At 53.2% G+C, this 13,955-nt stretch carries 13 protein-coding genes and 1 pseudogene; 5 read left to right on the top strand and 9 right to left on the bottom strand.

What is annotated here, in order from left to right; translation table 11 throughout:
* Positions 1–138 precede the first annotated feature (138 nt).
* Positions 139–2,877 carry an HAD-IC family P-type ATPase gene (locus LPA02S_RS07760; protein ID WP_056956982.1) on the bottom strand — a complete coding sequence of 913 codons (2,739 nt, stop codon included), beginning with the start codon at positions 2,875–2,877 and terminating at the stop codon, positions 139–141.
* Between the two features lie 391 nt (positions 2,878–3,268).
* On the opposite strand from LPA02S_RS07760, the gene LPA02S_RS07755 reads away from it, so the two are divergent.
* A complete protein-coding gene (locus LPA02S_RS07755; RefSeq protein WP_056956983.1) occupies positions 3,269–3,469 on the top strand; it encodes a hypothetical protein in 201 nt (66 codons plus the stop codon).
* 303 nt (positions 3,470–3,772) lie between these two features.
* Positions 3,773–4,132, top strand: a complete 360-nt coding sequence (locus LPA02S_RS07750) for a YxeA family protein (protein WP_056956984.1) — start codon at positions 3,773–3,775, stop codon at positions 4,130–4,132.
* Between the two features lie 145 nt (positions 4,133–4,277).
* On the opposite strand, the gene efp is transcribed toward LPA02S_RS07750, so the two are convergent.
* Positions 4,278–4,841: an elongation factor P gene (gene efp / locus LPA02S_RS07745; protein ID WP_054648961.1), complete on the bottom strand. Its 564-nt coding sequence runs from the start codon at positions 4,839–4,841 to the stop codon at positions 4,278–4,280.
* Between the two features lie 262 nt (positions 4,842–5,103).
* Complete coding sequence (locus tag LPA02S_RS07740; RefSeq protein ID WP_054648959.1) at positions 5,104–5,550, bottom strand: GNAT family N-acetyltransferase; 447 nt, start codon at positions 5,548–5,550, stop codon at positions 5,104–5,106.
* A gap of 90 nt (positions 5,551–5,640) precedes the next feature.
* Here LPA02S_RS07740 and LPA02S_RS07735 point away from each other — a divergent pair, with 90 nt between their 5' ends.
* The 3 genes from LPA02S_RS07735 (at position 5,641) to LPA02S_RS07725 (ending at position 8,124) form a co-directional block, all read left to right on the top strand.
* Positions 5,641–6,057 (top strand): MarR family winged helix-turn-helix transcriptional regulator, encoded by a 417-nt coding sequence (locus LPA02S_RS07735; RefSeq protein ID WP_054648957.1) that lies wholly within the window; start codon positions 5,641–5,643, stop codon positions 6,055–6,057.
* Between the two features lie 311 nt (positions 6,058–6,368).
* Positions 6,369–6,749: a MarR family winged helix-turn-helix transcriptional regulator gene (locus tag LPA02S_RS07730; protein ID WP_225354989.1), complete on the top strand. Its 381-nt coding sequence runs from the start codon at positions 6,369–6,371 to the stop codon at positions 6,747–6,749.
* Positions 6,733–8,124: an MFS transporter gene (locus LPA02S_RS07725; RefSeq protein ID WP_054648953.1), complete on the top strand. Its 1,392-nt coding sequence runs from the start codon at positions 6,733–6,735 to the stop codon at positions 8,122–8,124. The genes LPA02S_RS07730 and LPA02S_RS07725 overlap by 17 nt, the downstream gene beginning before the upstream one ends.
* 78 nt (positions 8,125–8,202) lie before the next feature.
* Here the strand turns inward: LPA02S_RS07725 and phnW are convergent, their stop codons facing one another.
* From phnW to LPA02S_RS07700, 6 genes and pseudogenes are all read right to left on the bottom strand, one after another.
* Positions 8,203–9,333, bottom strand: a complete 1,131-nt coding sequence (phnW, locus tag LPA02S_RS11895; protein ID WP_263850251.1) for a 2-aminoethylphosphonate--pyruvate transaminase — start codon at positions 9,331–9,333, stop codon at positions 8,203–8,205.
* A gap of 9 nt (positions 9,334–9,342) precedes the next feature.
* A pseudogene (gene phnX, locus LPA02S_RS11890) lies at positions 9,343–10,092 on the bottom strand (phosphonoacetaldehyde hydrolase); the annotation flags it as partial.
* A gap of 27 nt (positions 10,093–10,119) precedes the next feature.
* Positions 10,120–10,962 (bottom strand): PhnE/PtxC family ABC transporter permease, encoded by an 843-nt coding sequence (locus LPA02S_RS07715; RefSeq protein ID WP_056956986.1) that lies wholly within the window; start codon positions 10,960–10,962, stop codon positions 10,120–10,122.
* The gene (locus LPA02S_RS07710; RefSeq protein ID WP_056956987.1) at positions 10,959–11,750 is read right to left on the bottom strand and encodes an ABC transporter permease subunit; all 792 of its coding nucleotides are present in this window, start codon (positions 11,748–11,750) and stop codon (positions 10,959–10,961) included. The genes LPA02S_RS07715 and LPA02S_RS07710 overlap by 4 nt, the downstream gene beginning before the upstream one ends.
* A gap of 9 nt (positions 11,751–11,759) precedes the next feature.
* Positions 11,760–12,491 carry a phosphonate ABC transporter ATP-binding protein gene (gene phnC / locus LPA02S_RS07705; RefSeq protein WP_056956988.1) on the bottom strand — a complete coding sequence of 244 codons (732 nt, stop codon included), beginning with the start codon at positions 12,489–12,491 and terminating at the stop codon, positions 11,760–11,762.
* Between the two features lie 13 nt (positions 12,492–12,504).
* Positions 12,505–13,527: a phosphate/phosphite/phosphonate ABC transporter substrate-binding protein gene (locus tag LPA02S_RS07700; RefSeq protein ID WP_225350187.1), complete on the bottom strand. Its 1,023-nt coding sequence runs from the start codon at positions 13,525–13,527 to the stop codon at positions 12,505–12,507.
* Positions 13,528–13,955: the final 428 nt, after the last annotated feature.

The following is a 13,955-nucleotide window of genomic DNA, read 5'->3' as shown; positions in this document are numbered from 1 at the left end:
TCACCGTGGAGCGGTCCACAAAGTCGTAGCGCACCACGGCACCCGCACCGGCCAGAACCACCACTAGAGCGCAAAGAAGCCGCACCAACGTTTTGGCTGCCCACCACGTTAGTACGACCCCCACAATCGAGTTGCCGATTAGTCTTTAATTTCCATTTTGTCGTGCACCCGGCCGACATGACGACGATAAGTCATCTGGACGAACTTCCAGACTTCCATAACCGTCATCACAACGAGCCCAGCTAGGGCTGGAATCCCCCAGCCAACGGCCGCGCCCACCGTGGTCGTTTGGAAAACATCCTGCATAAACGGCAGGTAGATAATCGCACCCTGCAGTAACAGCAACAACCCGATAATCCAAAACGCCATCTTGTTCTGGAACAAGTAACGTGAGAATACCGGATGTTCCGTCCGTAAATTGAACAGGTAGAAAATTTTTCCAAAGATGATGACCTGTAACGTGACGGTACTACCCACTGTGTGGCTAAAGCCCATGCTGGTCAGTAGGTCATAGATATAAATTCCTAGTCCGGCAATCATCAACGCCACAAAGGCAATCTCCACGGCATAAGCCTTGGTAATAATCCCCTCGTGCACGTTCCGGGGTCCACGAGCCATAATGCCTTCATCTGGTGGCTCAAAAATAAAGGCAAACTGAATCGTCAGCGCCGACACCATGTTAATCCATAGTAATTGCGTCGGGTACAGCGGCAATTCCTGGCCAAGCAACATGCTCAACACCACCACGAATCCTTCAGCAAAACTGGTCGGTAGCAAGTAGCGAATCGTTTTACGGATATTATCGAAGACGTGGCGACCTTCCTTCACCGCCGTTTGAATGGTGGTGAAGTCGTCATTCGCAAGGACCATATCCGCTGCCCCTTTGGCAACGTCGGTACCCTTAATACCCATCGCAACCCCAATATCGGCCTGCTTCAACGCGGGCGCATCGTTCACCCCGTCACCAGTCATGGCGACGACGTGACCATTACGCTGCTGCGACTGCACAATCCGGAGTTTTTCGGCCGGCGTCGCACGGGCAAACACCGTGTACTTGCCAATTTCCCGGTCAAGTTCGGCGTCACTCATGGCGTCAAGTTCAGGACCGGTAATCGCGCGCACATCTTCTCCGAGGTTCAACTGTTGCGCAATGGCCGCGGCGGTTTGTGGATCGTCACCAGTAATCATTTTAACCTTGATTCCGGCGTAACGGAGCTGCTGCACGGACGCAGCGACCTCTGGCCGGGGCGGATCGATAATCCCTACCAGCCCCATAATCTGCATGTCCGTACCAATTTGGGACTGGTCAATCTCTTCCAGATCCTGCGGCACCGTTTGCCGCGCCAATCCCACAACCCGTTTACCCTGTTTAGCAAAGCGCGTGATGGTTGCCTCTAACTCGGCCTCCATCACGGTACCGCCGTGCTCCTTGATTAGGCGCGCCAAAGTTTGCGGCGCACCTTTGACCATCAGCACCCGTTCCCCATCGACGTCAGCTAGGCGGGCCGAATAGCGGAACTGCGAATCGAATGGTAGCGAATCGACCTCGTTAACGTCAGGCTCTTCACCGTAAAGCTTGTGGTACAAAGCCGTTAACGCACCATCGGTCGGCTCACCCGTTAGTTGCCACTGGCCGTCCTCTTCATGGAATTGTGCGTCTGAGGTTTCGCCAGCAATCCGGACCAGCCAGTGCAGCCGCTCATCATTGCGCCAATCAACTGGTTCGCCTTGCTGGTCTGTCAGCGTACCGTCAGCGTCGTAACCCACACCCGATACCTGAAAATCACCGTCAGGGGTGGCAACATCGGTCACGGTCATTTCGTTTTTCGTCAACGTACCCGTTTTGTCGGTGTTGACAATGTCCACGGCGCCCAACGTTTCCACTGCTGGCAATGTTTTGACGATGGCGTTTTTCCGCGTTAACTGGCGCGTCCCCATGGCCAGAACCACCGAAGTACTGGCCGGCAGCCCTTCCGGCATGGAACCAACCACCATGGTAATCACGGCGATGGTCAAAGTCGGCAAGCTGTATATATGCGTCAACAGTCCCCCCACAAAGAGGATGACTGCGACCGCCACAATCGCCAGCGACAAGCCTAAACCGAGACGGTTCAGGTTTTGCACCAGCGGCGTGGGCTTTGATTTGATTTCCTTAACGCTGCTTTGAATGTGACCGATTTCGGACTGGGCGGCTGTTGCCACCACGATGCCCAACCCCGATCCCTGGGTGATATCGGTCGAAGCGTACACCATGTTGGTACGCTCGGCGAGGGCCAAATGTGCGTCAGCCAGCGGTTCCTCGGTTTTTGCCACCGAGTTGGTTTCACCAGTCAGTATCGATTCTTGGGCGGCCAAATTGTCCGCTGAAATTAGCCGCATATCGGCGGGAACTGCATCCCCAGCCTCCAGCTGCACCAAGTCACCTGGCACAAGTTCCCGTGACGGTAACTCTAACTTAACGCCGTTCCGGTACACAAAGTTTTGCGAGACCAGTAACTCCTGGATTTTAGCCAACGCGTTATCCGCCGACACTTCCTGAAAGTAGCCAATAAACGCATTAGCCATAATCACCAGGAAGATAACAAACGAATCCGACCAGTGCTGCATCAACAGTGTTAACACGGCCGCACCAGCCAAAATATAGTTGATACTGTCGTTAAACTGCCGTAAGAATCGCAAGATGCGCGATTGCTTCTTGGCCGTCAACTCGTTAAAGCCGTACTTCGCCCGTTGTTGCCGCACCTGGTCGTCAGTTAAACCGTTGTCAGTATCGGTGCCATAACGCGCCCGTAACTGATTATCATCCAACTGCCATAAAGGCGGTTTATCCACGTCCTGATCGTCCCGTTGAGGACTTGGTTGCGCAGAATCATCCATTCAAAACACTCTCCTAATCCGGGAATGCCCCGGTCTAATAGTACCAATACACTTGTTGGTCTACTGTAATATTAGCATATCAGTGAACCAGTCAACACATTGTAGACTAATTTTTACTATCGTAATATTACGGGATAAAATACCGGATTTACCGACCCAATGGGACCGACGTAATTGGCTTGAGTTATGCCCCCACCAGTCAGCGGCCTATCACCAGCCAGATCAACGGTGCGACCGGCCATAATAGGATACGCGGATAACTTTTTCACAACAGGGATTATGGTAAAATATGCTCAAAGCAAATTACGGTGCTAGCCCAATACTGAGGGTAGTCATTCCGTTCGGCACAACCAAATTGAGTAGCAACGTACAATAAAGGAGAAAATTTGAAATGAATCTTATTGCAATTGGTGGCGGTATCTTTTTGGTGGGCATGATCATCGTAGCCCTAAACACCCGCATGCGTTACGGCTTCTTCACCCACTATGAGAGTCATATTCCGGGCTTGACCGTTGTCGGCGTGATTATGGTCATCGTTGGCCTCGCCATGGCAATCATCACGGCTTGGGCTAACGGCCAGCTAGGTCATTAGTGCGCTTAAACGGAAACCAAAACGGGATTGTGACGGAATCCTTTAGCACATAAAGATACATCGTGATCGCGCGCCAAAAGGCAGCTCCCTAACGTACAAGCCGGCATCAGCAGAAATCCTAAGTTCGGGATTTCCACTGATGCCGTCTTGTATATCGGGAGCTAACCGCCTTTTGGCACAGCCACATTTTCTGATTTCCGCCGCATTGGTAGACCCGCACCGCCTTTAACATTTCCTAATCAGACTTTGGTCCGTAGTGCTACCCGGCCAGTTAAGGCAAAATAACTATCGAGGTGATGGACTATGAAAAAGTTACTAATTGGGTTAATAGCCTTCTTATTGGTCACAGTTGGTGGCCTAAAAATATATGAAGAAGTTAATTACGGCGGCCCCAGCTACTACACGCAAGTAACAACCGACGGCAAGAGGTTCGTTGATAAGGGCGACAACGGCCAAGAATACGTCGACTACAACTACGTTCTAACCGGTTATGACGACAAAGGCACAGCCCAAAAGCTGACTTTTAACGGTAACAAGGCACGCCCACTACACCGCAACGCCTACCTGAAGTTAACCTACAACCAGAAGAAGGGTGTCACCAAGTGGGAAGCGGTCGCGAAGAGCGCCGTGCCGGCTAAGGCGTTAACAAAGTTGAATAAGTAATTCGTAGCACAACCCGCGCAAATTGTAAGCGGGTTTTTGCGTTTTCCTGTCAGACAACCCCAACAACTCAATAGTCCGAGCAACAAAAAAGCCCCGCCAGCCAAAGCCCAGCGGGGTCACAACGTAACGTCGGTTGCAAATCTATTTAATCGGCACGCTTAGCGTAAGTACCGCCACGGTCGGTGTTAATGACCAGCTTGTCGCCTTCCTTAATGAAGTCAGGCACCTGAACCACCAAGCCAGTTTCCAAAGTGGCGGGCTTACCACCGCCGGAAACCGTAGCGCCCTTAATGGCTGGACTGGTTTCCTTCACGGCCAACGTCACCGTGCTTGGCAAAGTCACACCAATCACCTCATCGCCATAAAATTCGATGTCGACAATGGTGTCCGGCAGCAGGAACTGCATGTCGTCACTGATACTAGCCGTTGGTAGTTCGTACTGGTCGTAGGTATCCGTGTCCATGAAGTACGCTGTATCGTCCTGACTGTACAGGAACTGTGCCTTCTTCTTGTCCAGAATGGCCTGCTCCACCTTTTCAGTTGGGCGCATCGTGGTCTGCACGATTGACCCGGAGCGGACGTCATACAGCTTCATCTGCATAACAGTGTTACCCTTACCTGGCTTGTGGTGGTTCGTGAACAGCACTTTGATTAGCTTACCGTCTTTTTCGAACGCCATGCCGGCCTTCAAGTTAATTGCTTCAATCATTTGATTAAACTCCTCGCTTTGACTTAGTTAACATCCACCCACTGCGCACAACAGCTAGGGGGCTGGAGGAGTGCCATTAAGTTGCGCGGGCGCTCACTATGATGAATCAGCATCTGATACTCCAATCTGGGCCGGGCACGAAACCACCCGCCACGTTTAAGTCGGGGTCGCCTAATTCGCACCCCGGTACGCTGTTCATTATAACAATTGCTCGGGCGATGCACCACATTAATGCAAAGCCGCCGCGGAAATTCCGCGTTGGTTAACCCGCTACCCGCACCATCCGTACGTGGGGTGTTTGGTTGAATATAAACGGCTCACCGTCCATGACAAACCCCACCCGCTCGTAAAAGCCCGTCACTTGCTGTTGAGCTTCGATCACAATGTCGCGGTGCGGCCAATGGGCAGCGCAACTTTGCAAAATCCGGTTCAGCAATGCCGCACCCATTCCCTGCCCGCGCGTGGCCGCACTCGTCACCACCCGGCCAAATGTCACCTGATCACTACCAGGCTCCTGGTAGATGCGGGCGTATGCCTGCACGCGTCCACTCTCCTCGTCGCGATAGAAAACGTGCCGTGCGCGCGGATCGTTGTCGTCAACTTCATGGTAAACCCGATTTTGCTCAACCACAAAGGTATCGACCCTCAAACGCATAATCTCAAAGTATTCATCAATCGTTAAATCCTGCAATTTCTTTTCGTACCACATAGTTTTAAACACCCCTATTTGTTAAAATGTACGTGAGTAGTTGAAAATACAACTATCAACCTGATTAAAGCATGCAAAGGAGACCACAGCATGGATGACACCGCGCTATTCCGACTCATTGGCTCCATTTCACGGCAAGCCACCTCTGACGTCAACCAACAGGTACGCTCCCTAGGCCTGTCCAACAACCTCTTCATCTACCTAATGCGTATTGTCGAACACGAGGACCTCACCCAGGCAGAACTCGTCCACCTCACCCGCATTGACAAAACCACGCTCAGCCGTGCACTGAGCCAGTTGGAAGGCCGCGGGTACATAGTGCGCGTGCCCGACGCCCACGACCGCAAGTTTAAGCACGTCCGGCCCACCGGCAAGGCCAAATCCGTTTACCCGCAAATAAAGGCCCTCGAACAGGGTTACGTTGAACGGGCAATGTCCGGATTAACTGCCGGCCAGAGACAGGAATTGCACGTAATTCTCAACCAAATTGACTTGAACTTGCAATAAAGTGATTATAGCACTGTTAGTTGCGTTTGCAACTAACACTTCAAATTTGGGCGTACACCATCACTTCGGCAACCGGCGAATCGTTTCGATCCAGACCAACACTGGAATACGGCCGTTACTATACTTATCTACTGCATCAACAAGTCAATAATTATCGCCAGTGATGGATGGTGCATACCCAACATATCCCCTTGCATTTATGATTGGCTGACGTATACTAGATTTCGTTAGCTAACTAACGAAAGGAATGATATGCAACGATTGACCTAGGTAAACTAATTAAACACGCAACCAACCAAATGAACCAATCCATGGACAATTACGCCAAACAATTCGGCCTGACGGGCACCCAGATGTCCATCCTCGATTTTATTGGCACGCGGACCGACGTTCTGCAACGCGACATCGAAACTGAGTTCAACATTCAGCGCTCTACCGCCACCGTGACCCTCCAACGTATGGAGAAGCAGGACCTGGTTGAACGCCACCCGTCACCAAACGATTCGCGCCAAAAAATCGTCACCGTAACCAGCGCGGCCAAACCGCTACAAGAGCGTGCGTCCAACTACATTACGCAACAACAAAACGCAATCAACGCTGAATTTTCATCAACCGAACAAGCGCTCATTACCCAGATGCTCCATCGCTTCATCGAACTGAACGGAGGCCATACCCATGAACGAACGAATTAGACCACAGGTTATCGGTGCCATTGTCGCCACCGGCCTCATGTCCTTTTGCGGCGTCATCGTCGAGACGGCCATGAACATCACCTTTCCCACCCTGATGCGTGAATTTAACGTCCCAACCAATACGGTCCAGTGGCTCACCACCCTATACCTACTGGTTGTCGCATCCATGGTGCCGATGTCCGCAACCCTGAAACGCCGGTTTAAAACCCGGACGCTGTTTCTTTGGGCCATCAGTCTGTTTATTTTGGGGGTCATCCTTGACGGAGCGGCCCCACAGTTCTGGGTGCTTCTGTTGGGACGCGCCGTCCAGGGTCTCGGAACGGGTATCGCGTTGCCACTCATGTTCAACATCATTTTGGAACAGGTGCCAGCCAGCAAAGTCGGCACAATGATGGGCGTGGGTACGCTAATTACCGGTATCGCGCCGGCAATTGGGCCCACGTTTGGCGGGTTCATCGTTTCCAGCCTCAACTGGCGTTACATCTTCGTGTTCCTCCTACCAGTACTGGTGCTGGCGTTAATTTTGGGGCTACTCTGCATTGAGCAAAAACACGCACCGGTCCCCGCTAGCATTGACGGACTGAGCGTTGGCCTTATCGTCATTACGTTCTGCGGGCTCATATACGGCATCAGTAACTTTGGCGGACAACCCTTAATCAGCTGGTCAGTTGCCGGCGCTCTGGTGATAGGAATCATCGCCCTGACACTATTCGTGCTGCGCTCGGCACGCATTGAACAGCCAATCATTAACCTCGCGTTACTGCGCAAACCACTGTTTACCGTCAGTATTCTCGCCTTTGCGTGCCTGCAAATCGCTGCGCTCGCGCTGTCGTTTCTCATGCCGAATTACATTCAGTTAGTTAACCACAACTCCGCGCTCGTTGCCGGCCTCGTATTGTTGCCCGGAGCTGCTATCGGGGCAGCCGTTTCACCCGTTGGTGGCCACCTGCTCGATCAATCAGGCCCCAAGTTACCATTGCGCGTGGGCGCTCTCTTTGTACTTGTAGGCATCGTCGGCATGTTCATCACGGGCGAACGTTTGAGTAACCCCCTGATTATCGGTTGGTACACCGCCTTTATGGTTGGTATTGGCATTAGCTTTGGCGACTTAATGACCACCGGCCTGCAGCAGGTGCACACGCAGGAGCAAAGTGACGGTAATGCCCTCTTCAACACCACACAACAGTTCACGGCGGCGCTGGGCACCAGCCTCGCGTCGACCATCGTGGCCGCCGGTCAAGCTGGCACCCACAACCTCGTGCAGGGCACAACGGCGGGCACCGTCAACGCGCTCGGCGTGGTGGTGGCCATCGCCGCGGCCGAAACAATCCTGGTCTGGGTGCTCACGGCCCGGGTCCCTTCTGGTCAACAATAGCCAGACAAAATAGTAGCCGGACCAACTCCGCGTCACGATGACGACGCATGGTTGATCCGGCTACTTTGCGTTTTGCCCCTAACGTACAGGTGCTGGTTGCTCAACGTAGCGACTGACGACGTCGAGCAGACGGTCAACATCCCCGTCGTAAACTTCCCCAATGTTACCAATCCGGAAACTGGCGGCAGCCGACACCTTCCCGGGGTAGATAATGAACCCTTCATCCTTCAGGGCGTGGTAGAAGGCGGTGAGGTCAAAGTCGGCGTGTGGATACTTAAAGCTAGTAATGATGGGCGACTGGGCAACCTCCGCAATTAACGGTTCAAAGCCCAGACTGGCCATCCCCTTGCGTAGACGAACCTCATTGCGGGCATAACGATTGGTACGGGCCCGCACGCCGCCCTCCACAAAGAGTTCGTGGAGCGCCTGGTGAAACGCGTAGACGGTGTGCGTGGGGCTGGTAAAACGCCACTTGCCCGCGTTGTTCTCAAAGCACCGCCACTGGTCGTATAAATCCAAACTGAGTGAGCGCGCACGCCCGGCAGTCTGAGCCAATACCGCCCGCTTGGCGATCACAAAGGCAAAGCCAGGCACACCCTGAATACACTTGTTGGCACTGGATATCAGGTAGTCCATGCCCACTGCATCGATCTCCAGCGGCACGCCACCAAAGCTGGACATGGCGTCCACAATGGTGACGATTCCGCGCGCCGTGAGCTCAGGAATGATCGGGACGAGCGGGTTCAAAATGCCCGTGGTCGTCTCGGAGTGGACCATCGCAAAGTGGGTGACCTCAGGATGCTCCGCCAGCACGGTTAATACCGGCTGAAGTGTGACCTGGTTTAACTCACCGAAGTCCACGTCGAGATGCCTAATCCCTATCCGATCGGCCATCGTCGCCATTCGTTGGCCGTACGCACCGTTGATGGCGATTAACACCGTCCCGTCACTGGGAATCGCCGTTTGTAAGGTGGCCTCCACCGCAAAGCTACCGCTACCCTGCATCAATACCGTGGTGTAGTCCTGCGGGTTGGCCTGGCCAACCCGCAGTAGGTCGCGACGCACGTCCTCCGTCACCGCTTTGTACTCATCATCCCAAGTACCGTGGTCAACCAACATGGTTTCTTTGACCATCCGGGATGTCGTCAGCGGCCCTGGTGTTAATAGTAACGGGGCGGTCTGTTGTTCGGCGACATTGAACCGCTCAATCAGCGGAATGAGGTCGGGTAAAGTGTCCACGACGGCGTCCGCACCCGCGTCCATAAATACCCGTCTAGCATCAGCCAAAACTTGTTGCCGATCGGCCGGTGTCAAGTTAACGTACTCCGGTTCAGCGAGACCGACCACATTACTGCCTTCAAGGACGCCCACACTAATGGCGCCGGCATTGGCACCCTCCAGAATGTCGTTCACGGTATCGCCAACTTTGATGACGTTCTGCGGGTTAGTCACGTGCAGTACCTGCATGGCGTAGTTCAGCATGTCCCCTTGTGGCCGTCCCACCCCACCGGTCAGCTCGGACGTGACGTTAATTTCGGGCTGATAGCCCTGCTCGGCGGCCACGGGGGCAACCTGCGCAATCATGTCAGCGGTGTACCCCGACGTAGACGCGATGGCCACGTGGTGGAGATTTAGGTAGTCGAGCAAAGTTGTGAGCCCAGGCTTTAACGTGGCCGTCTCGGTCAAGACCCGCTGTATTTCCAACTTAAATTGTGCGTAGACGGCCTGGACCGCCGCATCCCGGTCGTGACCATAACCAGCGGCCTGCCACACCGTCCACGCCATCGGTTCACCAAAAATTTTTGCAATATGTTGCTCCTTGTCGAGACCCACGTCGGCGCGAATGACGGGTTCAGGAACGGTAATCCCAAAGTGGGCAAAGGCCCGCTGGAAGGCAATAATTGGCGCACGACTGCCATAGTCAATCGTGGTACCCGCCCAGTCAAATACCACTGCTTGGATTGTCATTGAAAGTTCCCCCTTTGCTTGCGGTCATCACGCTATAAAGCGGTGCCGTAACCGCGACGATACTAGTTCCAAAATCAAAACGAACGCTAAAATGTAGTACACAATCATGCCTACCTCGTGAAAATCAAAGTAGAAGTTGCTGGCCACGAACAGTTGGTAACCGATTCCCCCGGCACCCGCTGCGGCGCCAACCACAACGGCGTTCGCAAAGTTAATTTCAAAGCGGATAAACGTCCAGCTGAGTAGCCGCGACGTGAGTGACGGCAACACGGCTTGCGTAATGATGGGCAACAACCCACTGCCGCTGGATTTCAATGCTTCAATGGTGGCGGCAGGAATCTCCTCGATTGTGTTCGCAAAAACTTTGGCTAGGTACGCCACACTGTGGAAGGTCAGCCCGACCACCGCGGCGTTCGGCCCCAGCCCCAGTGCCACACTGTAGATTAGCACCCACAGAATGGTGGGGATCGCCCGAATGAAGGCCATCCCGCTCTTAACCAGTAAGGCCAACCATCGAGGAGCGATATTTTGCGCTGCCATTAGCCCGCAAACAAGGCCGACAACTGCACCCAGCATCGTAGTTAGTAATGCTAGTTCCACACTTTGCATCAGGGCCAGCCCCAACTTGACGAAGCTATCGGTCCCAAAATTAGGGCTCAAGAACATTAGTTGGAGGTGTCCCAGAAAACTGCGTGTGGCCGTCCCCAGATCAAAATGTTGGGGAATCACGCTGACCACGCCGTAGACGCTGATAAGACTGATGCCCGCCACAAAGACGCGTAAGGTTGTACGACGGCAACTTCTTGGTCGGGGCGTCGGGGTGGCCTCTGGGCTCGCCACTACTGCTGGCGATTCGTCAATTACCTTCATGCCGACATCCTCCTCTCAATCTGGTTCGACAGCAACTCCAAGCCAATGACCAAAACGATTAGCGTCAGTACAACTAGCCCTGCTGCCGGATAATTGAGGCTTTTGAAGTAGAGGTCGAACAAAAAGCCAATACCAGTCCCCGTCAGCAGTCCCACCAGCGTGGCATCACGTACGTTGTTTTCAATCATGTATAGTAACCATTCAACCAGAGGAACGGCAATTTCCGGAAGCAGGGCCTGACAAATCGCCTGGAGTTTGTTAGCCCCCGTAGCCGTCAACGCCTCAAACTTGTTGGTGTCAAAGTCCTCGATGGTTTCCAGAAAGGCCCGGGTAAGAAATCCTAGGTTCATCAAAAACAGCGCTAGAAAACCGGTCAGTTCATTTTGCTTAAACGAAAATAATAGAATTAGTGCCCAGGCAATGATAGGAATATTGCGCAAAATCGAAGCGCAGCCGCGAACCAACCACGTAACCCCCGCGTTCCGGACGCCAATATTCTGCGCGCCAATCACCGCTATTACGAGGCTCATCACCCCCGCAATTCCGGCTGCGGCTACCGCAATCACAAACGTCCGCCATAGCTGGTACAAAATGGTAGTGAGGTTGGCCAACGCCCCGCCAGTGGGCACAAAGTTGCGGGCCATCCACGCAAAGCCGGTTTGCAGCTCCAACAGTGTAGACTGATTAAACCCCAGCGCCAGACTCGCCGCAGCGTACATTCCCATCAGGGCAACTACGGTCACAACAGTTAGCCACTGCTTCCGCCTAAAAAATCGTGCTTGAGTCATATTTACCCCCTAACCGTAAATCTCCTGCACCCGGGCATCGGTCAGTGCAGCCGCGGTGCCGTCAAACACTTTGGCCCCTTGATTTAACGCCACGATATGGTCCGCATATCCCCGCGCGATGGCAACCTGGTGTAGGTTAACCACTACGATCAGTTGCTTGTTGTCAGCCTGCTGACGGAGGATATCCATCACCAACGTGGCAGATTTGGGGTCGAGGGAAGCAATGGGTTCATCGCACAAGAGTACCTGGGGGTGTTGCATGAGCGCTCGGGCAATACCGACCCGCTGCTTTTGTCCCCCCGATAAGTGCCGACACTGCACAAACGCAAATTCGCTCAGACCCATTTCCCCGATTAATGCCATTGCTTCGGCCCGTTCATCCGCTGAATAGAGTGCCAGCATGCCCCGCAACGTTGACTTACGGCCTAAACAGCCGTGCAGAACGTTTTCCACAACCGTCAGGGCATCAATCAAATTGTAATTCTGAAAAATCATGCCAATATTGCGTCGGGCACGCTGTAGCGCCCGTTTGTTCAGCAGTCGCAAATTCTCACCGTTCAACGTTACCGTACCGGCGTCATCCCGAATTAACTGGTTGAGGCTACGCAACAGGGTTGTTTTGCCCGCCCCCGACGGTCCGATAACCGCCGTGATTGTGCCCGGCTGTGCATCAAAGCTGACGTCATTCAATGACACCTTGTCGCGGGTATAGCTCTTGGATAATGACTGTACTGTCAGCATATTGTCAGTCTCCCTAATGCCCCAACACCTTGTGGGTTGGCGCGTACCACTTGTCCGTCACATGAATGAAGTGCACCTTGCCGGTCTGGGTGAACAACCCCGCCTTCTTAGCACCAGGCTTGGAGAAGAACAGCTGGTTATCGGTGGTCGACTTTGATGTGAGCGCCTTAACAATCTTATCCTGGTCGGCTTTGTTAACGGCACTGCTGTTCACAGCCAGTGGCTCGTTTTGTACCGGGTACGCAGCCAGTGCCACCGATTCTTTGCCCCGCGCTCTATCTAATGGGGCTGGTGCGTCCGCACTAACCTTGAAATCAGCGCCAGCTTTAGTCTTATCGTTGGTAAAGCTGCCGTACTTCACCAGGTCAATATCGTCAAAGGCGGCCACGTCGGCGTCACCGTTGAACAAGTTAACCGCCGATCCGGGGTGTGATTGCCCGTAAAGGACCTTGTTAAAGAAGTCTCCACCCTTTTGTAGGGCCGTAACTTTGACGTTATTCTCCTTGGCAATGGCGCCGGCAGGTACGGCAAAGCCGGACGTGGAGGTTGCCGCCACAAATGAGATTGACTTACCTTTCAACTTGGTCAATGAATACTTGCCGTCCTGTTGGTAGGCTGCCACTTGGTTCTTGGGCACCATTAAGTAGCTAAAGTAATGGGCGTCGCGCAGCGTTCCGGAAGCACCAGAGTAGGTCACAAGCGGGGCAACTTTGCCGTTCTGCCTGCGGGCCTCGACGTAACTGTCTGGTCCCATTAACCCAATTTGGGCCTTCCCAGAGGCCATTGCTTCAATGGCCACGTTATAGTCGGTGGTCGTTTGGAGCTTAACTTGTTTGCCGGTTGCTTTGTGGATCAACTTACTCAGGGCGTTACGCACCGGTTCCTGTTCCTTGGTCGAGTCAGACGGTAAAAAGACCACGGTTAATGTATCTGACTTTTGCTTGGCAGCGGTATTGCTACTACACCCGCTCAGACCGACAACGGCCACCGCGGCAATCGCACTTACGGACACGAGATGTTTAACACTAAACTTCAAAGCACTTCCTCCTCATTGGTGAGCACAACAACAACTGTAAGCTCAGTGTAACGAAGTAGTGTAACCGCCACGGCGTAGATTAGGTAAAGCCTGGTGTCAGTTGTGTAAACGAACCGGCGGCTTGCGATACAAATAGTGGGTAGCGGCTGCGTCGAATTTTCCAAAATCGTGAGAGCGTAAGCACGGTGCAAGACTTTAAAGTAATCAAATTTGTTCATTGCTAAATAACCTCTACCTTACTGGTCAAAATCTGCTCGTACCCCACAGTTATTACGGCTAAACGGCTAGCCAAAGTAACTATCAGGTGGGAAATCACTCGAGCCGGTTTGCCCTTGCTTAAATACACGCATGTCAGCTCAATATTGGCTTATCATCCTCAACCTGGCGGGTGCCGGCAAAGTGGTGGTGGGGTGGAGGCGACTGAACCA

It is taken from the genome of Lacticaseibacillus pantheris DSM 15945 = JCM 12539 = NBRC 106106, from assembly GCF_001591865.1.
Classification (GTDB): Bacteria; Bacillota; Bacilli; order Lactobacillales; family Lactobacillaceae; genus Lacticaseibacillus; species Lacticaseibacillus pantheris.
This window is presented reverse-complemented; position numbering and strand designations above follow the sequence as displayed.